Genomic DNA, 24861 nt, shown 5'->3' with positions numbered 1-24861 from the left:
GACCCCGGCGGCGGGGCCGGGGTCACCGTGGCTCAGCGCCCGCTCACTCGCCCGCGGGCGTCTCGTCCGAGCGGATGTCGATGCGCCAGCCGGTGAGACGGGCGGCCAGGCGGGCGTTCTGCCCCTCCTTGCCGATCGCCAGCGACAGCTGGAAGTCCGGCACCACGACGCGGGCGGACTTGGTCGCGGCGTCCACGACCTCCACCGACGTCACGCGCGCCGGGGAGAGGGCGGAGGCCACGAACCGTGCGGGGTCGGCGGAGTGGTCGACGATGTCGATCTTCTCCCCGCCGAGCTCCGCCATCACGTTGCGCACGCGCTGGCCCATGGGGCCGATGCAGGCGCCCTTGGGGTTGACGCCGGAGACCTCGCTGCTGACGGCGATCTTCGTCCGGTGGCCGGCCTCCCGGGCGATCGCGGCGATCTCGACGGTGCCGTCGGCGATCTCGGGCACCTCGAGGGCGAACAGCTTCTTGACCAGGTTCGGGTGCGAGCGCGACAGGGTGACCTGCGGGCCCCGCATGCCCTTGCGGACGCTCACCACGAGGCACTTGATGCGGTCGCCGTGGCGGTAGGTCTCGCCGGGCACCCGCTCACCCAGGGGGAGGACGGCCTCGAGGCGGCCGAGGTCGACCATCACGTCGTCGGGGTTGCGTCCCTGCTGGATGATGCCCGAGACGATGTCGCCCTCCTTGCCGGAGAACTCACCGAACTTGATGTCGTCCTCGGCGTCGCGCAGGCGCTGCATCATGATCTGCTTCGCCGTCGTCGCCGCGATCCGGCCGAAGCCGTCCGGGGTGTCGTCGAACTCGCCGATCTTGTTGTCGTCGTTGTCGTACTCGACGGCCAGGACGGCGACGCGGCCGCTCTTGCGGTCGAGCTCGACCCGGGCGTCCTCGTAGGACCCCGGCGTCTTGTGGTACGCGGTGAGCAGGGCCTGCTCGATCGCCTCCACGAGGACGTCGAGCGGGATCTCCTTCTCCCGCTCCAGCGTCCGCAGGATGCTCATGTCGATGTCCATCAGGCCTCCTCCTCGCTGCGGTTGAACTCGATCTGGACGAGGGCCTTGGCGACCTCGTCGTAGGCGACGGAGCGGGCGCTGCCCGAGACCTCGAGCTCGGCCCGCTCGTCGTCGCTGCCCGTCAGCCGGCCGGTGACGCTGGTGCCGTCGACGAGCGTGACCTTGACCAGGCGCCCCGCGTTGCGGCGCCAGTGGCGCGGCAGGCTGAGCGGCCGGTCGACGCCGCGCGAGGTCACCTCGAGCGTGTACGCCTGCTCGCCCATGACGTCGGAGTCCTCGGCGTCCAGGACGGCCGAGACCGCCCGCGTCGCGTCGGCCACGTCGTCGAGCGTGAGCCCGCCGTCCTTGTCGACGGCGACGCGCAGCAGCCGGCGCTTGCCGGCCGGCGACACCTCGACGGCCTCGACGTCCATCCCGAGCTCGGCCAGCGGAGCGGTGATCGCGGCCTCCACCCTGTCCCTCGTGGTGTCCTGACGGTTGCTCACGATCGGGCGACCTCCGCGTCTTCTCTTGTACTGGCTCGTGCGGGGGCGGCGTCGACCGGACGTGCCGGGGCACCGCCCGCGACGCCAGCCTAACGCCTCCGCGCGCACCGACCACGTCGCCGAGCAGCAGGGGCCCCGCCGGTACCCTCCCCGGGTGCCCCGACCGACGCCGACGACCCGCCGATCGCTCCTCCTGGGCGGACTCACGCTCACCGGGCTCGCCCTCGGCGGGTGCTCGCGCCTGTCCGCGCTGACCGACGGGTCGGGCGGGTCGTCCCCGTCCGGCACCACGACCGACACCACCTCCTCCCCCACCTCCGCGTCCTCCTCCGCGTCCGCGTCGGTCGACGCCTCCAGCACGGACGCCGACGCCGCGCTCGTCGAGGAGTGCCACACGCTCCTGCTCGAGCTGGCGGCGCTCGCCGCGGCCGTGGCCGCGCGGCTGGACGGCGCGCAGGCCGCCGCGGCCCGTCGCCTCGCCCGGCTGCACCGGTCGCAGGCGGCCCTGCTCGCCGGCGCCACGAGCGACTCGGCCGTCCCCACGGTCCGGGCCCCGGCGTCCGCGTCGAAGGCGCTGACCCGCCTGCGCGGCGACGAGACCGCGGCCCGCCGACGCCTCACGGCCGCCGCGGTGGCGGCCGACTCGGGCGCGCTCGCCAGGCTCCTCGCCGGGCTGGCCGCGGGGCTGTCGCAGGCCGCCGTCCTGGCGCCCCTCGGGTCGGGGGCCGACACCCTCCTGCGCGCGCCCGCGGTGGCGGACCTCGGCACGCCGATCGACGCCCAGCTCGCCACGGAGGGCGTCACCGCGCTCCAGGACGCGCTGGCCGCCGAGCACGCCGCCTGCTGGGTCTACGCCTCGCTCGGCGCCGCGACGTCGGCCAGCACCCAGACCGTCCAGTACGAGGCGGTGACCGCCGCGGAGGCGACCCATCGCGCCCGGCGCGACGTCCTCGAGGCCGCGCTGCGCGGCGCGGGCGAGGACCCTGTCGGCTCGGCGGCCGCCTACGACCTGCCGTCCCTGCGGACCACCGCCCGCGTACGCGCCGAGGCGGTGGACCTCGAGACCGGCTGCGCCGAGGCCCTCGGCTACGTGGTCGCGACCACCACGGGAGCGCTACGCCGCTGGGCGGTCGGCGAGGCCGGCGGCTGCAGCCGAGCCGCCCTCGGCTTCAGCGACCCCGCCCGCGCCGCCGCCACCGGCCTGCTCTCCTGACCGCTCGCCCGGCTCTGCTCCGCTGAGGGCCGGCGCGGCACCGCCCGCGCCACCCCGCTCAGCGCGACCGCGGCCGGGCAGGGAGCCCCCGAGATCCTCCCCCGCCCGCACCGCGGCCGCGGGTCGCTCCTGCCCGCCGCGAGCGTGGGTCAATCCACCCCGTCCGCCGGCTGTGGACGGGCGGGACGAGCCGCAGCCCGGCTCAGGCCCAGCGCGCCACGACGTCCCGCAGCTCCCCCAGCGTCCGCACGACGGCGTCCGGGGTGCCCTCGGTGTGCCCGACCTGCTCGGCCGGGATCGTGCTGTGCGGCACGTGGACGGCGCGCATCCCGGCCTGCTGGCTGCCCCACACGTCGTCGAAGAGCCGGTCGCCGACGTAGACGCAGCGGGCCGGGTCGGTGGCGCCCACGGCGTCCATCGCCGCCCGGAAGGCGTGCGGCGACGGCTTCGTCCACGGCAGCTCGCTGGAGTAGACGTCTCCGTCGAGGAGGTCCAGCACGCCGTCGCGCGCGAAGAAGCCGCGGTGCCACTCGCGCGGCCAGATCGTGTTGGAGAGCACCCCGACCGCGATGCCCTGCGAGCGCAGCCACTCCCACAGCGGCCCGACCTCGGGGTCGGTGAGCGTGTGCGGCTCCCAGAAGTCGTAGTAGGCGTCGAGGAGCGCCGGGTCGTGGTCGAGCCCCGCCTCCGTGAACAGGTCGGCGACCGTCGCCGAGCGCTGCTCGTCGCGGCTGCGCCCCCAGACCACGCCGCCGGCGGCGTGCAGGCGTGCGGCCGCCGCGTCGTGTGCGGCCAGGGCGCCCGGCGACCCCGGGCCGTGGTCGTGGGCGTGCCGGACCGCCTCTGCCAGGGCCAGCGACTCCGCGTGGAAGTCCACGTCGTGCCAGGCCGTGAGCGTGCCGCCCCAGTCGAAGACGACCGCCTCGATCCGGCTGGTGCCGCTCACCCGCGGCCTTCTTCCGGGGTCGGGGCGGCCTGCATCGAGCCGGTGTCCAGGTAGCGCTGGTGCCAGCTGAGCGCCTCGGCGAGCAGGTGGGGCGTGTGCCGGGCGTGCGGACGCTCCCGGCGGGCCCGGCCGACGTAGTCCCGGAGCTGGTCGCGGAAGGCCGGGTGGGCGCAGCGGTCGATGACGACGTCCGCCCGGGCCGACGGCGAGAGACCACGCAGGTCCGCCAGGCCCTGCTCGGTGACGAGGACCTGGACGTCGTGCTCGGTGTGGTCCACGTGGCTGGCGAACGGGACGATCGAGGAGATGGCCCCGCCCTTGGCCGTGGACGGGCTGACGAAGAAGTTGAGGTAGGCGTTGCGGGCGAAGTCGCCGGAGCCGCCGATGCCGTTCATGATGCTCGAGCCCATCACGTGGGTGGAGTTCACGTTGCCGTAGACGTCCGCCTCGATCATCCCGTTGATGGCGATGACGCCGAGCCGCCGGACGAGCTCGGGGTGGTTGGAGATCTCCTCGCTGCGCAGCAGGATGCGGCCCTTGTAGGAGCCCACGTCGTCCATGAACCGCCGGACACCGGTGGGCGAGAGCCCGAAGGACGTGGCGGACACGCCGACGAGCTTCCCGGCGTCCAGGAGGTCGAGCAGCCCGTCCTGGATCACCTCGGTGAAGGACGTGAGCTGCTCGAACTCGCTGTCGAGCAGGCCCGCCATCACCGCGTTCGCGACGTTGCCGACGCCCGACTGGAGCGGCAGCAGGTTCGCGGGCATCCGCCCCCGGGCCACCTCGTGGCGCAGGAAGTCCACCAGGTGGGCGGCCATGGCCCGGGCGTCGTCGTCGGGCGCGGCCAGCGGGCTGTTGCGGTCGGGGGCGTCGGTCTCGACGATCGCGACGACCTTCGCCGGGTCGACGCGCAGGTACGGCTCGCCGATGCGCTGGAGGGGGTCGGTGAGCTGGATCGGCGCTCGGAAGGGCGGCAGCCGGGTGCCGTGGTAGACGTCGTGGAACCCCTCGAGCTCGCGCGGCTGCCAGTGGTTGACCTCGAGGATCACCTTGTCGGCGCGGTCGAGCCAGGTCTTGTTGTTGCCGACCGACGAGGACGGCACGAGCAGCCCGTTGGGGAGGACGGCGGTGACCTCGACGACGGCCACGTCGAGGTGGCCGTAGAAGCCGAACCACATGTGCTGGGCCGAGTGCGAGAGGTGCGCGTCGACGTACTCGACCTCGCCGTCGTTGATCTCGCGGCGCAGGGTCGGGTCCGAGCTGTAGGGCAGCCGCTTGGAGATGCCGTGGGCCTCCGCAAGCACGCCGTCGGCCTCGGGGGCGGTGGACGCCCCCGACCAGAGCCCCACCCGGAACTGCTCGCCGCGCTCGTGGGCCGCCCGCATCCGCGCGGCCAGGGCCGTCGGGAGCGCCTTCGGGTAGCCCGCCCCGGTGAAGCCGGAGATGCCGACGTTGTCCCCGTCGCGCACGAGCGCGGCCGCCTCCTCGGCGGTCGTCACCCGGGCGGCCAGCCGCGGGCAGGTGACACGGGAGCTCCGAGGCGTGGCGGTCTGGGGCGTCGGGGGCGTCGGGGGCTCGGCGGGGAGGGTGACGGACGGCACGTGCCGAGTCTCCTCCCCCGCACCGACAGCGTCCCGGCGGGGTGGCCCGGGCTCGCCGGGGTGCGCGCCGAGCGCGAGGAGTGGTCGCCGAGGACGACGAACGGCCCGCCCGCCGCGCCGGGTGGCGGGCGGACGGGCCGCGTGTGGGCGCCGGGGCCAGCGCCGGAGGGTCGGCGCCAGAGGGTCAGTGCCGGCGGACGAGGTCCACGAGCTGCCCGACGACGTGGTCGACGGCGACCTGCTGCTTCTCGCCGCTGGCGCGGTCCCGGACCTCGACGGTGCCGTCCGTGGCGAGGTTGCGGCCCACGACCACGATCGTCGGCACGCCGATGAGCTCGGCGTCCTTGAACTTCACTCCGGGGCTGATCTTGCCGGTGCGGTCGTCGTAGAGGACCTCGACGCCCGCCTCAGAGAGCTCCGCGGCGATCCGGTCGGCGGCCGCGAAGATCTCCTCGTCCTTGCCGGCGGCGACCAGGTGGACGTCGGCCGGGGCGACGTGGCGGGGCCAGCACAGCCCGATCTCGTCGAGGGTGCCCTCCGCGATGGCGGCGACCGCGCGGGTCACGCCGATGCCGTAGGAGCCCATGGTGACCGTGACGAGCTTGCCGTTCTCGTCGAGCACCTTGAGGTCGAGGGCCTCGGCGTACTTGCGGCCGAGCTGGAAGACGTGGCCCATCTCGATGCCGCGGGCGGTCTCGAGCGTCCCGCCCTCGCAGCGGGGGCAGGCGTCGCCGTCGCGGACCTCGGCGGCCTCGATGGTGCCGTCGGCGGTGAAGTCACGGCCGGCCACCAGGTCGAGCACGTGCTGGCCGGCGACGTTGGCCCCGGTGACCCAGGCGGTGCCCTCGACGACCCGGGGGTCGACGACGTAGCGGATGCCCGACTCGGACTCCTCGCCCAGGATCGTCCGCCCGGCGTGGGCGGGGCCGATGTAGCCCTTCACCAGCGCCGGGAACGCCTTGAGCTCCTCCTCGGTCATGGGCTCGACGTCCAGGGGCTCGATCTGGCCGCCGAGGCGCTTGAGGTCGACCTCGCGGTCGCCGGGCAGGCCGATGGCCAGCGGGGTGCGCTCGCCGGTGGGGCTGACCAGCATGACCAGGACGTTCTTGAGCGTGTCGCCCGCGACCCAGGGGCGGTCGGCCCGGGGGTGCTCGGCGTTGAGGACGGCCACGAGGCTGTCGATCGTGGGGGTGTCGGGGGTGTCCTCGGCGTGGGCAGCGGGCACGCCGTCGAACGGCTGGGCCGCGGGCACCCGGGTCTCGACGGCCTCCACGTTGGCGGCGTAGTCGCAGTGCGTGCAGCGGACGTAGGTGTCCTCCCCGACGTCCGCCCGGGCCAGGAACTCCTCCGAGCGCGAGCCGCCCATGGCGCCCGAGGTCGCCTTGACGATCACGTACTCGAAGCCGAGGCGGTCGAAGATCCGCACGTAGGCGTCGCGGTGCTTGGCGTAGGACTCCTCCAGGCCGGCGTCGTCGACGTCGAAGGAGTAGGAGTCCTTCATGATGAACTCGCGGCCGCGCAGCAGGCCCGCGCGGGGGCGTGCCTCGTCGCGGTACTTGTTCTGGATCTGGTAGATCGAGAGCGGCAGGTCCTTGTACGAGGAGTACAGGTCCTTCACGACGAGGGTGAACATCTCCTCGTGCGTGGGGCCGAGGAGGTAGTCGGCGTCCTTGCGGTCCTTGAGCCGGAAGATGCCGTCGCCGTACTCGGTCCAGCGGTTCGTGGCCTCGTAGGGCTCGCGGGGCAGCAGGGCCGGGAACGTCAGCTCCTGGGCGCCGATGGCGTCCATCTCCTGGCGGACGATGCCCTCGACCTTGCGCAGCACCTTCAGGCCCAGGGGCAGCCACGTGTAGATGCCGGGGGCCGCGCGGCGGATGTAGCCGGCGCGCACGAGCAGCTTGTGGCTCGGCACCTCCGCGTCCGCCGGGTCCTCCCGGAGGGTCCGCAGGAACAGGCTCGACATCCGCATGATCATGCGGCTGAGACTACGGCCAGCGGCGTCCGCGTTCCCACTCGGTTCCGCCTGCGGGGGCGGGCGCCGGGGGCCGGGGCCGCGTCCTCAGCCGTCGAGGCCGCGGAACGTGCGCCACGTGGACCGGACCATCGGCCACTGGAGCGGCAGCCGCGCGAGGGTGGCCGCCTGCATCCGACGGTCGCTGCGTCGCAGCGCGTCCTTGGCCATCTTCACGTTGGCCGGGTAGACGGCGACGAGCAGGACGGTGCTGGCCAGCGCGGCCGGCCGGCGGGTGGCCGGGAGCGCCATGCCCGCCGCGCACGCGAGCTCGGCGACGCCGCTGCCCACGATGACCTCGCGGTGCCGCGGCACCCAGGACGGCATGACCGGGGCGAACACCTCGGGGCGTCGCACGTGCAGGTAGCCGCTCACGGTGAAGGCCGCGGCGACGACGGCGGAGGATCGACTCAGGCGCATGCCCTGACCCTACTCGCCGGTAGCCTCGTCCGCCCGGGGCGAGGGTCACCTCGGCGCCCTTGTCCAGCGTGCCGCGTCAGAACATGACGGTCGAGAAGCGCCGCGTCTCGCGGAACCCGACCCGGTCGTAGGCGGCTCGCGCGGGGGCGTTCCACTCGTTGACGTAGAGCGAGACCACGGGCGCGATGTCGGCCCGCACGTGCTCGACGACGGCGGCCATGCCCCGCGTCGCGAGGCCCTCCCCGCGGCGGGAGGGGTCGACCCAGACGCCCTGCACCTGGGCGGCGCCGGCGGTGGCGCAGGCCACCTCCGCCTTGAAGACCAGCTTCCCGCCCTCGAACGCGGCGAACGACCAGCCGCGGCCCACGAGCTGGGCGACGCGCGCCCGGTAGAGCTCCGAGCCGCCGCCGGCCTCCGGGGAGACCCCGACCTCCTCGGTGTACATGGCCACGCAGGCCGGGTACAGGCGGTCCATGTCGTGCCGGGTCGTGCGACGGACGCCGGCCAGCGGCTCCACGTGCGGCGTGCCGGCGATCTCCAGGTGCGGCTGCATCCAGCGCAGCTCGCGCGGCCGGCCCCAGGCGGGGGCCACTCCGCGCCAGAACAGGTCGACGGCCTCGTGGGGCCCGACGATGGTGGAGACGGTGCGGGTGCGGGCCGCAGCACGCTGGGCGAAGGCCCGGACGTCGTCCGGACCCGCCTGCACCGGCACCAGGTTGGCGCCGACGTGGCACGCGGCGACCAGGTCTCCGTCCAGGAAGCGACCCCAGACCTCACCGCCCAGCCAGCGCGGCTCGAGGTTGGTGGTGCGGGCGCGGTACTCGGCGAACACGTTGACGACCGGGTCCCGGGCGACCAGCGCCAGGAACTCCTCGAGGTCGGCGGGTCCGAGGGGTCGGATCCCGTGACGGGTCGTCAGCACGCGGACACCCTAGTCGTAGGAGAGGGGTGCCGGACGCGGGGTGCGGCGGGTCCGCGCGGCGGGCCGACCCGCCGGCAGCGCGCGGGGCAGGACGTCGGCGCGGCACGGCGCCGCGGCCGGCGTCCTGGATGCCGGTGTCACCCGACGGTGACCTCGGCCGAGGAGCCGTCCACGCTCTCCATGCCCTCGGCGATGCGCATGGCCTCCTCGATGAGGGTCTCGACGATCTTCGACTCCGGGACGGTCTTGATGACCTCACCCTTGACGAAGATCTGGCCCTTGCCGTTGCCGGAGGCGACGCCGAGGTCGGCCTCGCGGGCCTCGCCCGGACCGTTGACGACGCAGCCCATGACAGCGACGCGCAGCGGGACCTCCATGCCCTCCAGGCCGGCGGTGACCTGCTCGGCGAGGGTGTAGACGTCGACCTGGGCGCGGCCGCAGGAGGGGCACGAGACGATCTCGAGGCGGCGGGGGCGCAGGTTGAGGGACTCCAGGATCTGCAGGCCCACCTTCACCTCCTCCACCGGCGGGGCGGAGAGGCTGACGCGGATGGTGTCGCCGATGCCCTGGGAGAGCAGCGCGCCGAAGGCGGTGGCGGACTTGATGGTGCCCTGGAACGCCGGACCGGCCTCGGTGACGCCGAGGTGCAGCGGCCAGTCACCCTCGGCGGCCAGCAGCTCGTAGGCGCGGACCATCACGACGGGGTCGTTGTGCTTGACCGAGATCTTGAAGTCGCGGAAGCCGTGCTCCTCGAAGAGGCTCGCCTCCCACTTCGCGCTCTCCACGAGCGCCTCCGGGGTGGCCTTGCCGTACTTCTCGAGCAGGCGCTTGTCGAGCGACCCGGCGTTCACGCCGATGCGGATCGACGTGCCGTGGTCCTTCGCCGCCTGGGCGATCTCCTTGACCTGGTCGTCGAACTTGCGGATGTTGCCCGGGTTCACCCGGACCGCCGCGCAGCCCGCCTCGATCGCCGCGAAGACGTACTTCGGCTGGAAGTGGATGTCCGCGATCACCGGGATCTGGGACTTGGCGGCGATCGCCGGCAGGGCGTCCGCGTCGTCCTGGCTCGGGCACGCGACCCGGACGATGTCGCAGCCCGACGCCGTGAGCTCGGCGATCTGCTGCAGGGTGCTGTTGATGTCGGAGGTGAGCGTCGTCGTCATCGACTGCACCGAGATCGGGTGGTCGGAGCCGACCCCGACCTTCCCGACCTGGATCTGGCGGGTCTGGCGGCGGGGGGCCAGCGTCGGCGGCGGTGCCGACGGCATTCCGAGGCTGACTGCGGTCATGGGACCCAATCTACTGGCCCTCCCCCGGTCCCCCTGCACCCCGTCGGCGTGCTGTGGCTGGGTGGGTGCCGGTGGCTGGTCGCCGCGGCTGCTGCTGGTTGCGTTCTCCGGTGGCTGCGGCTGACGTCATACGAACCGGCCGAGGAACGGACCGCGGTGCATGACGTCCCACCCCGACCCACCGGACGTCATACGAACGGGCCCTAGAACGCGCCCCGATGCATGACGTCCCACCCCGACCCACCGGACGTCATACGAACCGGCCCTAGAACACACCCCGATGACTGACGTCCCACGCGCCGGCTCGGGGTCAAGCAGCCATGCTCGACTGTCGGGAACGGATGGCCCGGGCGATCTGCGCGAAGAAGTCGTCCGGGGCCAGACGGAGACCGAGCAGCGGGAGTCTGAGGACCACGTCCCCGCTCAGGGCGATGTCGTTCTGCCTCAGCGCGTCGTCCACGACGTTCTCGGCCCAGGCATGGTGGATGCCGTCCACCTCGACGACCAGCCGTAGCTCGGGCCAGTAGAGGTCGAGGTAGTAGCGACCACGCCGGTCCTGCCGGAGCGCCTGGCGGGAGGGAGCGGGGAGGCCGCGTCGCCTCAGCTCTCGCGCGACGTCCAGCTCACCCAGGGCTCGCGCCCCGTCGAGCAGCTCGTTCACCACCTCATGCAGGAGCGTGCGCCGCTTGTCCCTGCGGACTCGCAACAGCTCCTGACCGATGGCCGGCGGCGCCGCCAGCCCCTGCTGGACCGCCATGCTCAGCACCAGCACCGCCTCCCGGTCGCTCCGCGCCCAGAGAGCAGCCCGCACCGCGGCGACCGCCGGACGAGTGCGTGGGACACCTGCGCCATGCTGACGGTCGGTCCGGTCCCATCGCCGCGTCTGGCGGATGTCGTAGCGCGGCGTCCGCCTGACCCTCGCGCCCCGTGGTACGGAGACTCGGACGCGGTCCGGCTCAAAGCGGACGAGCCCGGCGGCCACGAGAGCGGAGGCACCGTCCAGCAGCGCCCGTGGCCCACCCGAGAAGACCGCCGCCCAGTGGTGGGCCATCGTGGGCAGCGGCCCCGTGTGAACGGCGACCACCTGGTTGCCGATCCGGCGCCATCGCCGCTGCCGCACCTCCCGTCGCAGCACCCACCGCGGCAGTCCAAGCTCATAGGCCTGCCGGCGGCTGAGCACCCCGCCCTGCTCTCGAGCGAGTGCGAGCGCTGCCACGAACCCCGGGTCGTCCCCCGTCCATCTACGCATGGGGAAGACCGTCCCCTGGGCTGGGTCAACGGCGCTGACGCCACCGACCACCTGGGGAGAAGCCTCCTCGTCCATCTGCTTGTGGATGCCCGACGGCCCCCACGGACGGCCCCCATGGACGTCATGCGAACCGGCCGTGGATCGCACCCGGATGTATGACGTCCCGGCTCACCGACCCCGGACGTCATACGAACCGGACGTCCATCCCCTCAGACGTATGACGTCCGCGGCGAAGCCGGACTCCCAGCCCGCACGCCGAGCAGCGCCTGGCGCCAGGAGAGCAGCGAGGGTCAGGACGTCTGCACCGGCGCGACGATGTCGCCGACGATCAGGACCAGACCCATCACCAGGATCACGGACCCGACGACGTAGGCGACGGGGAGGAGCCGGGCGGCGTCGACGTAGCCGGGGTCGGGGCGCTTGAGCAGGCGCGCGAGGCCGCGGCGCAGGCCCTCCCACAGGGCGGAGGCGATGTGGCCGCCGTCGAGGGGCAGCAGCGGGATGAAGTTGAACAGCCCGATGAAGAAGTTGAACAGCGCCACGAGGGTGACGAGGGAGGCGAGGCGGTCGACGACCGGCACCGAGGTCTCCGAGGACACCTCGCCGGCGATGCGGCCGCCGCCGACGATGGAGACGGGGCTGTCGGCGGCGCGGTCCTCGGCGCCCACGATCGCCTCGGCCACGCCCCACACCTTGACGGGCAGGGTGACGAGGGCCTGGGCGACGTCGACGGCCATCACGCGCATCTGGCCGAGGGTGAACAGCACCCCGCCGGTGGTCACCTCGAGGTGGGTGGTGGGCGTGACGCCCAGGAAGCCGACCTGGGTGAGGGTCTCGTCGCTGTCGGAGGTGGGTCGGGCCTGGACGGTGGTGCTCGTCGTCCCGGTGTACTCCTTGCCGTCCCGCTCGTAGCCGATGACGGCGTCGCCCGCGGAGTTCTCGCGGATGAGGGTGCGCAGCTGGTCCCACGAGGTGATCGCGGTGCCGTTGAACGAGGTGATGGTGTCGCCGGGCTCGAGGCCGGCCTCGGCGGCGGGGCTCTCCGGGTCGGAGCTGGTGCAGGCGCGGTCGCCGTCGGCGTAGGGGATGACGCACTGGCTGACGCTGGCGACGGTCGGCGCGCCGGCGTCCACCTCGTAGGACCGCACCCCGTAGGTGGAGAAGACGAGCAGCAGCAGCACGAAGGCGATGAGGACGTTGACGGTCGGCCCGCCCGCCATCACGACGACCTTCTTCCACCACGGCAGCCGGTAGAAGAGCCGGTCGACGTCCTCGGGCTGCACGAGCTCCCACTCGGCGGCCCGCGCGTCGGAGATGAGCTGGGTGAACATGCCGGTGTTCGACTTGCGCACGCGCACGGCGGTCTCGCCCGAGGGCAGCGTCTCGATGCTCTCCCCGTTGCCGAGGCGGTCGCCGAGCTCCTGGTCGGCGCCCGGGGGCAGCATCCCGACGATCTTCACGTACCCGCCGAGCGGCACGGCCTTGACGCCGTACTCGGTCTCACCGATCCGCTTGCTCCACACCGTCGGCCCGAACCCGATGAAGTACTGCGACACCTTGCAGCCGAACAGCTTCGCCGGCGTCAGGTGACCGAGCTCGTGCAGCCCGATCGAGACGAGGATGGAGACGACGAACGCCACCACCCCCAGGGTGTAGAGCAGGGCGGTCATCAGGGAGCAGGGTTCCTCTCGATGCGGGTGCGGGCCTCGCCACGCGCCCAGGAGTCGGCGGCCAGGACGTCGTCCAGGCCGGGGCTCTTCGAGAGTACGCGGTGGGTTCCCATGACATCGGCGACGACGTCGACGATCTGCGGGAACGACAGCCGGCCGGCGTGGAACGCCGCGACGCACTCCTCGTTGGCGGCGTTGTAGACGGCGGGCGCGGTACCGCCCGCGGTCCCCGCGGCCCGGGCCAGCGAGACGGCGGGGAAGGCCTCGTCGTCGAGCGGCTCGAAGCGCCAGTCGGACGCCTGGGTCCAGTCGATCGGGGTCTCGGCGTCCGGCACCCGGTCCGGCCAGCCCAGGCCCAACGAGATCGGCACCAGCATCGTCGGCAGGCCGAGCTGGGCGACCACCGCGCCGTCGGTGAACTCCACCATCGAGTGGATGTACTGCTGCGGGTGCACCACCACGTCGATCGCGTCGAAGGCGACGTCGAAGAGCAGGTGCGCCTCGATCACCTCCAGCCCCTTGTTCACCAGGGTGGCGGAGTTCGTGGTGATGACCGTCCCCATCGCGAAGTTGGGGTGGGCCAGCGCCTGGGCCGGGGTGACGTCGGCCAGCTCGGCGCGGGTGCGCCCACGGAAGGGCCCGCCGGACGCCGTGAGCACCAGCCGTCGCACCTCGCCGGCCGTGCCCGCCCGCAACGACTGGGCGATCGCGGAGTGCTCGGAGTCGACGGGCACGATCTGCCCCGGGCGGGCCCGCTCCTTGACCAGCGGGCCGCCGATGATGAGGGACTCCTTGTTCGCCAGGGCCAGCGTGTTCCCGGCGTCCAGCGCCGCGAGCGTGGGCCGCAGCCCGACGGCGCCCGTGATCCCGTTGAGCACGACGTCGCACGCTAGGCCGGCGGCCTCCACCGACGCCTCCTCCCCCAGCCCCGAGAAGACCCCGGGGTACCGGGCGGCGCACTCCTCGACCTGGCGCTCGAAGAGGTCCTTCTGGGACCCGCCGGCGGTGAGCCCGACCACCCGGAAGCGGTCCGGGTTGGCCCGGACCAGGTCGAGGGCCTGGGTCCCGATGGACCCGGTCGAGCCGAGGATGACGACGTCGCGGCGCTGCAGGGTGCTCACGCAGGCATCCTCCCAGGCCGGACGGCCGAGGAGGATGCCCGGGGAGGACGCCTGGGGAGGAGGACCGGCTCAGCGCGCCCCGGCCGCCGCGCCGGCGGTGTCGCCGGACAGCTTCTGGGCCAGGTAGATCGGCACCACGGAGAGCACGACCAGCACCGCGGCGACGACGTTGACCACGGGCGCCTGGTTGGGCCGGAACAGGTTGCCGAAGATCCAGATCGGCAGCGTCTGCACCGTGTCCGGCGCGGTGAACGTGGTCACCACGATCTCGTCGAAGCTGAGCCCGAAGGAGAGCAGCGCCCCCGCCAGCAGCGCCGAGCGCAGCATCGGCAGCGTGACCAGGCGGAACGTCGTCCAGGGGCCGGCGCCGAGGTCCATCGAGGCCTGCTCGAGGGAGCCGCCGAGCCGCTGGAAGCGGGCCTGGACGTTGTTGAACACCGTGACGATGCAGAACGTCGCGTGCGCCACGACCAGCGTGAACAGGCTCAGCTGCACCCCCAGCATCGTGCCGAAGGCGTTCTGCAGCGCGATGCCGGTGACGATGCCGGGCAGCGCGATCGGCAGGATCACCAGCAGGGAGACGACGTTGCGGCCGAAGAACCGCGTGTGCCGCAGGCCCATCGCTGCCAGGGTGCCGAGCACCAGCGCGAGGACCGTGGCGAGCGCCGCCACCTCGAGGCTGGTGAGCAGCGCGTCGCGGGCGCCCTCGCTCTCCCCCGCCATCCGCCACCACTCCAGCGTGAAGCCGGTGGGCGGCCAGCCGAACGTCTTGTCGGCGTTGAACGAGTTCAGCAGCACCAGCGCCAGCGGCGCGTAGACGACCGCGAGCACGACCGCCGTGGCCAGGCCCAGCAGGAACCGGGCGCGTCGGGACAATTTCACAGCTGCTCCAGGGCTCCGGTCCGGCGGACGACGGTGAGGTACACGAGCATGAGGACGATCGGCACCGTGGCCACCGCCGCGGCGAACGGCAGGTTGTTGGCCGCGCCGGAGTTGTCGTAGACGACGTTGCCGAGCATCTGCGTGGTCCCGCCGACGATCTTCACCGCGATGTAGTCGCCCATGGAGAGCGAGAAGGTGAAGATCGAGCCGGCCACGAAGGACGGGAACAGCATCGGCGCCACGACCCGGCGCAGGGTCAGCCCCACGCCGGCCCCGAGGTCGGCCGAGGCCTCGAACAGCGAGTCGGGGACCCGCTCCAGGCCCGCGTACAGCGGCAGCACCATGTAGGGCAGCCACAGGTAGGCCAGGGTGACGATCGTGGCCGGCAGGCCGTACCCGGGCGTGCCCAGGCCGAACAGGTGGCCGAGCTCGTCCAGGGGGCCGCCGGTGGCGAACACGACCCGCCACGCGTAGGCCTTGACCAGGTAGGACGCCCACAGCGGGGTCAGCACGGCGATGACCATGACCCGCTGGAGCCGGGGGCTCGCCGCCTTCGCCATGAAGAGGGCGACGGGGAAGGCCAGCAGCGCGTCGATGACGGTCACGGCCGCGGCCACGCCGATCGTGCGCAGCGTGATGGTGCGGTAGACCTCGACCCCGAGGAGGGTCTGGAAGTTCTCGAGGGTCCAGATCCGCTCCACCTGACCGGTGAAGTCGTTCTGGGTCCACAGTGCGGTGACGAGCAGCGCCGCCAGGGCGCCCAGGTAGGCCACGCCGAGCCACAGCATCGGTGGCGCGAGCAGGAGGCCGACCCGGACGCCCGGGCGACGGAGCAGGGAGGAAGCAGGCAAGGTCAGCCCTTGACCTCGGTCCAGGCGGTCACCCAGTCGCCGTAGTCGGTGCACTCGGTGTCGGTGCGGCCGTCCAGGCACTCGGAGATCGGCGTGGTCCAGTACCAGATCTTCGACGCGTAGTCGGAGTCGGTGACGTGGTAGTCGTCGCAGAAGCCCTTGGCGGTGTAGTCGCAGGCCGCGGTGTTGGCCGGGGCCTCACCGAAGTACTGCGCGACCTCGGCCTGGACCTCGGCGCTGGTGATCCAGTTCATCCACTCGTAGGCGCAGTTGGGGTGCTCGGCCTGCGAGGAGATCATCCAGGTGTCGGACCAGCCGGTGGAGCCCTCGTCGGGCAGCACGGTCTCGACCGGCACGTCCTCGCTCTGGGCGACCTGGGCGATGACCTCCCAGCTGGTGCCGATGACGGAGTCGCCGGTCTTGAAGGCCTGCACCTCCTTGAGGTAGTCGCTCCAGTACTCCGAGAGCGACTCCTTCTGCGTCTTCAGCAGGTCGACCGCCGCGGCGAGCTGGTCGGTGTCGAGCGCGTAGGGGTTCTCGATGCCCAGGTCGGGCTGGGTGGCCATGAGGTAGAGCGCCGCGTCCGCGATGTAGATCGGGGAGTCGTAGGCGGTCACCTTGCCGGAGTACTCCGAGGCGTCGTCGAACACGGCGCCCCAGGACGTCGGGGCGGGCGTGACCTCGTCGGCGTTGTACATGAGGAGGTTGGCGCCCCAGCCGTGCGGGACGCCGTACATCTGGCCGTCGACGGAGTTCCAGGCCTGGTCCTTGAGGAAGTCCGCGATGTCGTCGTAGCTCGTGAGCAGGTCCGTGTTGACCGGCGCGACGTCGCCGGAGGCGATGAGGCGCAGCGAGGCGTCACCGGAGGCCGACACGACGTCGTACTGCCCGGACTGCATGAGCTTCACAGCCTCGTCGGAGGTGCCGAACACCTTGATGTTGGCGGTGCAGCCGGTCTGCTCCTCGAAGGGCGTCACCCAGTCGTAGGCCTTGTAGGTCGAGCCGTCCTCGGCGTAGCCGGGCCACGCGAGGATCGACACCTCCCCCTCGTCCTCGCCGAGCGACTCCGTCATCGGGACGTCGGGGGCCGTGAAGCCCGAGCCGCCCTCGCTGCTCGACGACGAACCGCTCCCGGAGCTCGTGCCGCAGCTCGTGGCTGCGAGCGCGAGCACACCGACGGCGGCGACGGCGCCCACGCGCCGCGCGCGGGACGCGCGGGTGGTCGTGCGTGAGGTCATCGTGACTCCTCCTCGTGCGCGGTGCCGGCCAGCGGCACCAGGTGGTCGCGCCGCCAGGAGAGGCGGACGCGCTGGTCGCGCCGCGCGTGCGCGGCGCCGTTCGCGGGGTCGCCGGACGGGGCGGCGACGGTCTCGTCGTTGTGGTCGGCCACGGTCATCCGCACGCCTGCGTCGAGCCGGACGACGGTGTGGGTGGTGGCGCCGAGGTAGACGACCTCGAGGACGGTGCCCTCGCCGGCGCACCAGCCGGGCTCGAGGCCTTCGGCGGGCTCGCCGAGCCGCACCTTCTCCGGTCGCACGACGAACGGCCCGGACTCGCCGACGAGGGTGCGGGCCACGTCCCCCTCGAGGAGGTTGGACGTGCCGACGAACCCGGCCACGAACGCGCTGGCGGGGCGCTCGTAGAGCTCGTGCGGCGTGGCGAGCTGCTCGATCCGACCCTGGTTGAAGACCGCGATGCGGTCGCTCATCGTCAGGGCCTCCTCCTGGTCGTGGGTGACGAAGACGAAGGTGATCCCGACGTCGCGCTGGATCTGCTTGAGCTCGACCTGCATCTCGCGGCGCAGCTGGAGGTCCAGGGCGCCCAGGGGCTCGTCGAGGAGCAGCACGCGGGGGCGGTTGACCAGGGCGCGGGCGAGCGCGACGCGCTGGCGCTGGCCACCGGAGAGCTCGTGGGGCTTGCGGGAGGCGTAGCCGTCGAGGCGCACGGTCTCCAGGGCCTCGGCCGCACGCCGGCGACGCTCGGCCCGCGGGACCTTCTTGACCCGCAGCCCGTACTCGACGTTCGCCTGCACGTCGAGGTGCGGGAAGATCGCGTAGTCCTGGAAGACGGTGTTGACCTCGCGCGCGTACGGCGGCGCCGCGGTGACGTCCTGGCCGCCGAGCAGGACGGTGCCCTCGGTGGCCTCCTCGAACCCGGCGACGAGGCGCAGGACGGTCGTCTTGCCCGAGCCCGAGGGCCCGAGCATGGAGAAGAACTCCCCCTCCGCGACGTCCAGGTCGAGCGACTCCACGGCGGTGACCGCGCCGTAGCGCTTGGTCAGGCCGCGCAGGGAGATGGCGGGCCCGGCGGTGCCGGCTCCGGGCCGGGGCGCCTCGGGGGCGAGCGTCATGCGGTGTCTCCTGGTGCTGGGTGGATCGGCTGGGGCCTCCGTCCGGTCGCGACCGGACGCGTCGAGGTCCCCTGGACGCACCCCTGGCGAAGCGCGTCGTCGGCCCATAACCTATGGAAGCGGTCATTAAACGAATAGAGCTGTCTGATAACACTTCGGTGACGACCTGGCAGCGCGACCGCCCCCGTCCGCCCGCACCACCAGCAGCCCGACCCGCCCGAGCCACCAGCCACCCGAGCCACCAGCCACCCGAGCCACCCGAGAGGGGTGAGCGTGTCCGGCCCCACCAGCCACCACGCACGGCGAGCCGTCCTCGCGCCGCTCGGTGACGTCTCGCGCGCGGCCCAGGTGGAGGAGCGCCTGGGCGCCGCGATCCGCGCCGGGCTCCTCGCCCGCGGCGAGCGGCTGCCGTCGGAGCCCGAGATGGCCGGCATGCTGGGCGTCGCCGTCGTGACCGTCCGCGAGGCCCTCACGGCGCTGCGCGGCCAGGGCCTGGTCCGCACCACCCGAGGGCGGGGCGGCGGGACGTTCGTGGCGCTCGAGACGCCGGGCGGCGACGCCGGGGCGCACGGCCGGCTGGCGTCGATGACCCGCGCCGACCTGCACGACCGCGGCACCGAGCTCACCCTGCTCCTCGCCGGCTGCGCCGAGCTCGCGGCCGAGCGCGCGGCCCCCGAGGAGGCCCGGGCACTGGCCGACCTCGTCCCGCACGGCGAGGAGCCGGGTCTGTGGCGCCAGGCCGACGCCGAGCTGTCCCTCTCCGTCGCCTCCCTCACCCGCTCCGCCCGGCTCACCCGCCAGGTGCTCGCCCTCGAGGCCGACTTCGGGCCGCTCGCCCGCCTGCCACTGGCCGACCCGGAGGTCCTCGGGCTCACCCGCGCCCACCACGAGCGGCTGGTCGACGCCCTCGCGGCCGGCGACCCGGACGCCGCCCGGCGCTGCACCCGCGCGCACTGGCGCGAGGTCCTCGCCCGGCTCGCGCGCCTCCACGCCGACGCCACCGAGCGGAGCGCCTCGTGAGGGCGGGCACCCTGGCGTCCTCCCCCGGCACCGCCGAGCGCGGCGAGGCCGTGGAGGCCTGCGTGGCGGCGACGCTGGGCTACCTCGAGGGGGTCTTCGCCCGCCTGGACGACGTCCGCACCGCCGTCCTGGACGCGGTGGCCGAGGGCACGCGCACGACCGGCGCGCTGGACCGGGCCGTCCGCCCGGCCATCGACGCCGTCATCGACGCCCGGCCGGTGGCCGGCGCCGGGTTCGTGGCCGCCCCCGGCCTCCTCCGCGACGCCGACCTGCACCTGGCCTGGCGGATGCGCGGCCCTTCCGGGCCGATGCCCTCGCGGGGCATGCCGCTGGGCCGCGACCGCTTCGACTACCGCCGCCACGAGTGGTTCCGGGTCCCCACGGCCACCGGCCGCCGGCACGTGACCGGCCCCTACGTCGACTACGTCTGCACCGACGCGCTGGTCGTCACCACGACCGCCCCCGTCCACATGGACGGGCAGGTGGTGGGGCTGGTGGGGGCCGACACCCTCTTCGACACCGTCGAGCGGCTGCTGCTGCCCTCGGTGCGGGCCGCCGGCGCGGTGCTCGCGACCGACTCCGGCCAGGTCGTCCTGGCCGCCGATCCCGTCCTCGCCTCGGGCGACCGGCTGCCGCGCGGCCTCGACGAGGCTCCCGCCGTCCGCGTCGGCGACCTCCCCCTGCGCCTCCTGTCCCCGGAGCACCGGCCGGCCTGAGCCTGCGGGAGTCCTGAGAACTCCCCGCCCGCGCCGCGTCCGCCCGGGGTGCCGACGGCCGACCCGGCATGATCGGGCACGTGGAACCGGTGCTGGTGGTCGTGTGCTTCGTCGTGGTCGTCGCGGTCAGCGCGGTCGCGCCCCGCATCGGGGTGACCGCTCCCCTGGCCCTGGTCGCCGCCGGGGTGGCGATCAGCTTCGCCCCCGGCGTGGACGTGGTGGCGATCGACCCGGACGTCGTCCTGGCCGGCGTCCTCCCGCCCCTGCTCTACGCCTCGGCGGTCAACATGCCGACCCTCGACTTCCGCCGTGAGCTCCGCTCGATCACGTGGCTCTCGGTGGCGGTGGTCGTCGTCTCGGCGCTGCTGTGCGGGCTCGTGGTCTCCACCCTGGTGCCGGGCGTCGGCTTCGCGGCAGGCGTGGCGCTCGGCGCGGTCATCAGCCCGACCGACGCGGTGGCCACCACGGTGGTGAAGAAGGCGGGCGTGGCCCCCCGGGTCGTCACGGTGCTGGACGGCGAGTCCCTGCTCAACGACGCCACGGCGCTCGTCCTGCTGCGCTCGGCCGTGGCGGGCAGCGCCCTCACGGTGGGCGGCGTCGCGGGCGACCTCGCCCGCTCCCTCGTGGTCGCGGTGCTGGTCGGCGCCGTCATCGGCTGGCTGACCCTCCAGGTCCGCAGCCGGATCTCCGACGACACCCTCAACGTCGCCACGTCGTTCGTCGTGCCCTACCTGGCCTACTTCCCCGCCGAGGAGCTCGGGGCCTCCGGGCTCGTGGCCGCCGTCATCGCGGGCCTGGTGGTGAGCGCCCGCCGCGTCCACCTCCTCCCCGCCGCCGTGCGCCGGGCCGAGTCGACCAACTGGCACTCCCTGTCGTTCCTGCTGGAGGCCGGGGTCTTCCTGGTGATGGGGCTCCAGACCCGCGGGCTGGTCGAGGACTTCGCCGACGACCCGCGCCCCTGGGCCGACGTGCTGCTGGTGGGCGGGCTGTGCCTGCTCGTCCTGTGGGGCGTCCGCGCCGCCTTCGTCGCCACGCTGGTCGCCCGCGCCCGGACCGAGCACGCCCGCGGCCGGGCCCGGACCGAGGCGGTGCGCCGACGCTGGGAGCGCCGGCTCGGGCCCCACTTCCGGGCCCAGACCTCCGAGCACCGCCGCCAGCGGCTCCAGCAGGAGCTCGAGCGGCGCGAGGCGGACCTGCGCTTCTACGCCGACGAGCGGATGACCAAGCGGGACGGCGGGGTGATCTTCTGGGCCGGCCTGCGCGGCTCGGTCACGCTGGCCGCGGCGCAGACGCTGCCCTCGTCCACGGCGCACCGACCCCTGCTCGTCCTCACCGCCTTCGCCGTGGCCGTCGCCACCCTGGTCCTCCAGGGCGGCACGCTGGCGTGGGTGGTCCGCTGGCTGGGGGCGCAGGTCGACCGCCGCGACGTCGAGCGCGAGCACCGGCACAGCCTGGCCACGCTGCTCAGCGACGTGGCCGACTCGACCACCAACGACATCGCCGAGCACGGGCTGGATGGCCGGCGGGTCGAGCTCATCGTCCTCGACGAGGCCCGGGAGGCCTCCCACCCCGACCGGCACGTGCTGTGGGCCGGGGAGGACGACGCGGAGCGGGCACGCCGGGTCGCGGAGTACCGGCGCGTGCGGCAGGCCGTCATCGACGACCAGCGCGAGGCCCTGCTCGAGGCGCGCGCCACCGGCCGCTACGACTCCGCGGCCATCCGCGAGATGCTGCTGCGCCTCGACGCCGGCGAGCTCGCCGTGGGGGGCCTGCGGGCCTGAGCCCGGGACACGAGCAGGCCGGGACGCACGACGGCCCCGGGGCGTGCGCCCCGGGGCCGTGCGGCGAGCGCCGGGGTCACTCCCCGTAGTAGCTCATCACGTGCTTGATGCGGGTGTAGTCCTCGAAGCCGTACATCGAGAGGTCCTTGCCGTACCCGGAGTGCTTGAACCCGCCGTGGGGCATCTCGGAGAGGAACGGGATGTGGGTGTTGATCCACACCGCACCGAAGTCCAGCCGACGCGAGACCCGCATGGCGCGGCCGTGGTCGGAGGTCCACACGCTGGAGGCGAGGCCGTACTTGACCCCGTTGGCCCAGCGCAGCGCCTCGGCCTCGTCGGTGAACTTCTGCACCGTCATGACCGGGCCGAAGATCTCGTTCTGCACCTGCTCGTCGTCCTGGCGCAGGCCGGAGACGACGGTGGGCTCGTAGAAGTAGCCCTGGTCGAACTTGCGGGCGCCGCCGGTGACGACCTCGGCGTGGTCGGGCAGCCGGTCGACCATCCCGGTGACGTGGGCGAGCTGGTTGGCGTTGTTGAGCGGGCCGTAGTAGGTCGAGGCGTCGTCCGGCATGCCGGTGGGCAGGCCCTTGGCGGCCTCGGCGAGCGCCGCCACGAGCTCGTCGTGGATGCCGGGGGCGGCGAGGACGCGGGTGGCCGCAGTGCAGTCCTGACCACCGTTGAACAGGCCGGCGCCGGCGATGCCCGCCGCGGCCTTCTCCACGTCGGCGTCGTCGAAGACGATGACGGGAGCCTTGCCGCCCAGCTCCAGGTGGACGCGCTTGAGGTCCGCCGAGGCGGCCTCGGCGACCTGCATGCCGGCGCGCACCGAGCCGGTGATGGCGACCATCTGGGGGGTGGGGTGCGAGACGAGCGTCCGCCCGGTGTCGCGGTCGCCGCACACGATGTTGAGCACGCCCGGCGGGAGGAACTCCTGCGCGATCTCGGCCAGGAAGGTCGAGGACGCCGGGGTGGTGTCGCTGGGCTTGAGGACGATCGTGTTGCCCGCGGCCAGGGCCGGGGCGATCTTCCAGATCATCATCATGAGCGGGTAGTTCCACGGCGTGACCTGGCCGACCACGCCGATGGGCTCGCGGCGCACGTAGGAGGTGTGGTCGGTCATGTACTCCCCGGCCGACTTGCCCTCGAGGATGCGCGCGGCCCCGGCGAAGAAGCGGAAGTGGTCGTGGGCGTAGCCCATCTCCTCGTCCATCGTGAGCTGGAAGGGCTTGCCGGTGTCCTCGCACTCGACGCGGCAGATCTCCTCCGCCCGCTCCTCGATGGCGTCGGCGAGCTTGAGCAGGGCGCGGGCGCGCACCTGGGGGGTGGTCCCCCAGCCCCAGCCCTCGAAGGCCGCGTCGGCGGCGGCGTAGGCGCGGTCGACGTCCTCCGCCCCCGACAGCGGCGCCTGGGCGTAGACACCGCCCGTGGTCGGGTCGATCACGTCGTAGGTCTGCCCGGAGGCAGCCTGGACGAGCTCGCCGTTGATGACGTTGGAGAAGGTCTTGTCGGCCATGCTGGCGACCCTAACGGGGGAAAAGCGCTGCCGACAACGGGTGCGACGACTGATTCCCTACTTGTAACGTCGCCGCAATACGAAATCCGAAGCCGTCACCCCACCGGACCTCAGCCGTGGACCCGCACGCCCTCCACCCAGGTGCCCACGACCCCGGTCGCGCCGATCTCCTCGACGGGCCCCACGAACGGGTCACGGTCGAGCAGGACGAGGTCCGCGACCGCCCCGGCGGCGACCCGACCGGCGTCCGGCCGGCCGTTGAGCGCGGCGCTGCCCGAGGTGTAGGCGGCCAACGCGGTCGCCAGGTCCAGCGCCTGCTCGGGCAGGAACGGCTCGCTGCCCGCCGGCCCCTCCTCGCCGTGGGCCCAGCGGTTGACCGCCACGTGCGTGGCGGCCCACGGGTCTGGGCTGGAGACGGGCCAGTCGGACCCCGCGGCCAGCGCGGTGCCCGCCGCCAGCAGGGAGGCCCACGGGTACTGCCACCGGCTGCGCTCCGAGCCGAGCACGGGCAGCGTCAGGTCGACCATCTGCTCGTCCAGGCACGCCCAGAGCGACTGCATGTTGGCGGTGACGTCGAGCGCGGCGAACCGCGGGACATCGTCGGGGTGGACCAGCTGGAGGTGGGCCATGTGGTGCCCGAGCGCCCGCCCCGCGTCGTCCAGGCCGGCGAAGGCGTCCAGCGCCTCGCGCACCCCGCGGTCGCCGATGGCGTGGACGTGGACCTGGAAGCCGGCCTCGGCCAGCACCGGCACGGCGGTGGCCAGGACGTGCGGGTCCACGAAGGAGTGGCCAGAGCCGGACGTCGGGTGGCCGCACCGGTCCAGGTACGGCTCGAGCATGGCGGCGGTGCCGTTCTCGGCCACGCCGTCCTGCATCACCTTGACCGTCGTGGCGCGGAAGCGGCCGTGGGTGAGCTCGGACCGGCGGGCGACGAGCTCGGGGACCTGCTCCACGCCGCGCTCGCGGTCCCACCACAGGGCGCCGACGACGTGGGCGGTCAGCGTGCCCGCGCGCGCCGCGCGGAGGTAGGCCGGGCCAGGGTCGTCCATCCCGGCGTAGGCGCCGACGATGGCGTCCTGCCAGCCGGTGACGCCCAGGGAGTGCAGGTAGCGCTGCGCCTCGGCGAGCGCGGCGTCGTGCTCCTCCGGCGTCGTCACGGGCAGGTGGCGGGCCACGAGGTCCATGGCACCCTCGTGCAGGGTGCCGGTGGGGCGACCCTCGGCGTCCCGCTCGATGCGCCCGTCGGACGGGTCGGGGGTGTCCGCGTCGATCCCGGCGATCTCGAGGGCGCGGCTGTTGACCCAGGCGCCGTGGTGGTCCCGGTTGGGCAGGAAGACCGGCCGGTCGGAGACGACCGTGTCGAGGTCGGCCGCCGTGGGCGTGCCGCCGGGGAACGCCGCCATCGCCCAGCCCCCGCCGAGCACCCACGGCAGGTCCGGGTTCGCCTCCGCGTAGGCCGACACGAGGGCGAGGTAGCCGTCGCGCGTGGACGCCTCGGTGAGGTCGCACCGGATGCGCTCGAGCCCGCCCTGCACGGCGTGGACGTGGGCGTCGGTGAAGCCCGGGCAGACCAGGCCGCCCGCGGCGTCCACCACGACGGCGTCCTGCTCGGACCCCCCGCCCAGGACCCCGGGGGCCGTCACCGCGGCCACCCGCCCGTCGACCACCAGCACGTCCCGCGGGCCCAGGTAGCGGTGCCCGTCGAACACGGACCCACCGATCAGCATCGTCGTCGCCATGGCCTGATTCCTACCACCGCGAGACCACGGATCGGCCACACGAAGCCACTCATAACGTCCG

At 73.4% G+C, this 24861-nt stretch carries 21 protein-coding genes; 4 read left to right on the top strand and 17 right to left on the bottom strand.

Going from position 1 to position 24861, the window contains the following annotated elements:
* Window positions 1–43 precede the first annotated feature (43 nt).
* Together nusA and rimP are read right to left on the bottom strand one after the other, a co-directional pair.
* A complete protein-coding gene (nusA, locus tag E8D37_RS13670) occupies window positions 44–1021 on the bottom strand; it encodes a transcription termination factor NusA (protein ID WP_136570322.1) in 978 nt (325 codons plus the stop codon).
* Window positions 1021–1506, bottom strand: coding sequence for a ribosome maturation factor RimP (gene rimP / locus E8D37_RS13665; RefSeq protein WP_346763593.1), 486 nt, complete (start codon window positions 1504–1506; stop codon window positions 1021–1023). The genes nusA and rimP overlap by 1 nt, the downstream gene beginning before the upstream one ends.
* A 154-nt stretch (window positions 1507–1660) precedes the next feature.
* On the opposite strand from rimP, the gene E8D37_RS13660 reads away from it, so the two are divergent.
* Window positions 1661–2719, top strand: a complete 1059-nt coding sequence (locus tag E8D37_RS13660; protein ID WP_136570321.1) for a DUF4439 domain-containing protein — start codon at window positions 1661–1663, stop codon at window positions 2717–2719.
* 202 nt (window positions 2720–2921) lie between these two features.
* On the opposite strand, the gene E8D37_RS13655 is transcribed toward E8D37_RS13660, so the two are convergent.
* The 13 genes from E8D37_RS13655 to E8D37_RS13595 all read right to left on the bottom strand — a co-directional run bounded on the left by E8D37_RS13655 (window position 2922) and on the right by E8D37_RS13595 (window position 18031).
* Window positions 2922–3665, bottom strand: coding sequence for an HAD family hydrolase (locus tag E8D37_RS13655; protein WP_136570320.1), 744 nt, complete (start codon window positions 3663–3665; stop codon window positions 2922–2924).
* Entirely contained in the window at window positions 3662–5176 is a 1515-nt protein-coding gene (locus tag E8D37_RS13650; protein ID WP_206055765.1) for an acetyl-CoA hydrolase/transferase family protein, read from the bottom strand. The genes E8D37_RS13655 and E8D37_RS13650 overlap by 4 nt, the downstream gene beginning before the upstream one ends.
* Window positions 5177–5450: 274 nt before the next feature.
* The gene (locus E8D37_RS13645) at window positions 5451–7241 is read right to left on the bottom strand and encodes a proline--tRNA ligase (RefSeq protein WP_136570318.1); all 1791 of its coding nucleotides are present in this window, start codon (window positions 7239–7241) and stop codon (window positions 5451–5453) included.
* Between the two features lie 84 nt (window positions 7242–7325).
* Entirely contained in the window at window positions 7326–7697 is a 372-nt protein-coding gene (locus tag E8D37_RS13640; protein WP_136570317.1) for a DoxX family protein, read from the bottom strand.
* Window positions 7698–7773: 76 nt separating this feature from the next.
* Window positions 7774–8619 carry a GNAT family N-acetyltransferase gene (locus tag E8D37_RS13635; RefSeq protein WP_136570316.1) on the bottom strand — a complete coding sequence of 282 codons (846 nt, stop codon included), beginning with the start codon at window positions 8617–8619 and terminating at the stop codon, window positions 7774–7776.
* Between the two features lie 137 nt (window positions 8620–8756).
* Complete coding sequence (gene ispG / locus E8D37_RS13630; protein WP_136570315.1) at window positions 8757–9908, bottom strand: flavodoxin-dependent (E)-4-hydroxy-3-methylbut-2-enyl-diphosphate synthase; 1152 nt, start codon at window positions 9906–9908, stop codon at window positions 8757–8759.
* A gap of 310 nt (window positions 9909–10218) precedes the next feature.
* Complete coding sequence (locus E8D37_RS19900; RefSeq protein WP_240770460.1) at window positions 10219–10665, bottom strand: DUF559 domain-containing protein; 447 nt, start codon at window positions 10663–10665, stop codon at window positions 10219–10221.
* 782 nt (window positions 10666–11447) lie between these two features.
* The gene (locus E8D37_RS13620; protein WP_136570313.1) at window positions 11448–12827 is read right to left on the bottom strand and encodes a site-2 protease family protein; all 1380 of its coding nucleotides are present in this window, start codon (window positions 12825–12827) and stop codon (window positions 11448–11450) included.
* Window positions 12827–13939 carry a 1-deoxy-D-xylulose-5-phosphate reductoisomerase gene (locus tag E8D37_RS13615; RefSeq protein WP_136570540.1) on the bottom strand — a complete coding sequence of 371 codons (1113 nt, stop codon included), beginning with the start codon at window positions 13937–13939 and terminating at the stop codon, window positions 12827–12829. The genes E8D37_RS13620 and E8D37_RS13615 overlap by 1 nt, the downstream gene beginning before the upstream one ends.
* A 78-nt stretch (window positions 13940–14017) precedes the next feature.
* A complete protein-coding gene (locus E8D37_RS13610; RefSeq protein ID WP_136570312.1) occupies window positions 14018–14830 on the bottom strand; it encodes an ABC transporter permease in 813 nt (270 codons plus the stop codon).
* Window positions 14827–15681: an ABC transporter permease gene (locus E8D37_RS13605; protein WP_276606495.1), complete on the bottom strand. Its 855-nt coding sequence runs from the start codon at window positions 15679–15681 to the stop codon at window positions 14827–14829. Before E8D37_RS13605 ends, E8D37_RS13610 begins: the two co-directional genes overlap by 4 nt.
* Before the next feature lie 2 nt (window positions 15682–15683).
* On the bottom strand, window positions 15684–16919 hold the full coding sequence (locus E8D37_RS13600; RefSeq protein ID WP_136570311.1) for an ABC transporter substrate-binding protein: 1236 nt from the start codon (window positions 16917–16919) through the stop codon (window positions 15684–15686).
* Entirely contained in the window at window positions 16916–18031 is a 1116-nt protein-coding gene (locus tag E8D37_RS13595; protein WP_136570310.1) for an ABC transporter ATP-binding protein, read from the bottom strand. Before E8D37_RS13595 ends, E8D37_RS13600 begins: the two co-directional genes overlap by 4 nt.
* A 273-nt stretch (window positions 18032–18304) precedes the next feature.
* Between E8D37_RS13595 and E8D37_RS13590 the strand changes: the two genes are divergently transcribed.
* The 3 genes from E8D37_RS13590 to E8D37_RS13580 all read left to right on the top strand — a co-directional run bounded on the left by E8D37_RS13590 (window position 18305) and on the right by E8D37_RS13580 (window position 21548).
* Window positions 18305–19051 carry an FCD domain-containing protein gene (locus tag E8D37_RS13590; protein WP_168929754.1) on the top strand — a complete coding sequence of 249 codons (747 nt, stop codon included), beginning with the start codon at window positions 18305–18307 and terminating at the stop codon, window positions 19049–19051.
* A complete protein-coding gene (locus E8D37_RS13585) occupies window positions 19048–19767 on the top strand; it encodes a cache domain-containing protein (protein ID WP_136570308.1) in 720 nt (239 codons plus the stop codon). The genes E8D37_RS13590 and E8D37_RS13585 overlap by 4 nt, the downstream gene beginning before the upstream one ends.
* Before the next feature lie 80 nt (window positions 19768–19847).
* Entirely contained in the window at window positions 19848–21548 is a 1701-nt protein-coding gene (locus E8D37_RS13580; RefSeq protein ID WP_168929753.1) for a cation:proton antiporter, read from the top strand.
* A gap of 76 nt (window positions 21549–21624) precedes the next feature.
* Here E8D37_RS13580 and E8D37_RS13575 read toward each other — a convergent pair whose 3' ends face one another.
* Window positions 21625–23061: a gamma-aminobutyraldehyde dehydrogenase gene (locus tag E8D37_RS13575; RefSeq protein WP_136570306.1), complete on the bottom strand. Its 1437-nt coding sequence runs from the start codon at window positions 23059–23061 to the stop codon at window positions 21625–21627.
* A gap of 110 nt (window positions 23062–23171) precedes the next feature.
* Window positions 23172–24800 (bottom strand): amidohydrolase, encoded by a 1629-nt coding sequence (locus E8D37_RS13570; protein ID WP_136570305.1) that lies wholly within the window; start codon window positions 24798–24800, stop codon window positions 23172–23174.
* Window positions 24801–24861 lie beyond the last annotated feature (61 nt).

The organism is Nocardioides sp. GY 10127, assembly GCF_004919085.1.
Taxonomy (GTDB): domain Bacteria; phylum Actinomycetota; class Actinomycetes; order Propionibacteriales; family Nocardioidaceae; genus Nocardioides.
The sequence above is the reverse complement of the archived record's forward strand: the minus strand, read 5'-3'. Positions and strand labels throughout refer to the sequence as shown.